This window comes from Pelomicrobium sp. G1, from assembly GCF_051905455.1.
Classification (GTDB): domain Bacteria; phylum Pseudomonadota; class Gammaproteobacteria; order Burkholderiales; family UBA6910; genus Pelomicrobium.
Genome location: NZ_JBQACR010000477.1, coordinates 1 through 249 on the forward strand (window position 1 = coordinate 1; position 249 = coordinate 249).

General features: G+C 65.1%; 1 pseudogene. It reads left to right on the plus strand.

Annotated elements, in window-relative coordinates:
• Positions 1-214 (plus strand): annotated as a pseudogene (locus ACTFO6_RS19295) (protein translocase subunit SecD); the annotation flags it as partial.
• Between the last annotated feature and the right edge of the window lie 35 nt (positions 215-249).

The window sequence follows — 249 nt, forward strand, 5'->3', positions numbered from 1 at the left end:
CGAGCGAGCGCTCGACACCATCGTCGACTCCAACATCACCACCCTGATCGCGGGCTTCGCCCTATTCTGGCTTGGCTCCGGCCCCGTGCGCGGCTTCGCCGTGACCCTGTGCATCGGCATCCTTACTTCCATCTTCAGCGCGGTCATGGTCTCGCGCGCCATCACCAACCTGATCTACGGCCGCCAGCGGCGCCTCGAGCGCTTGCCGGTCTAGACCCTCGAAACGCTGCAGGAAAAGCCGCCCAACGT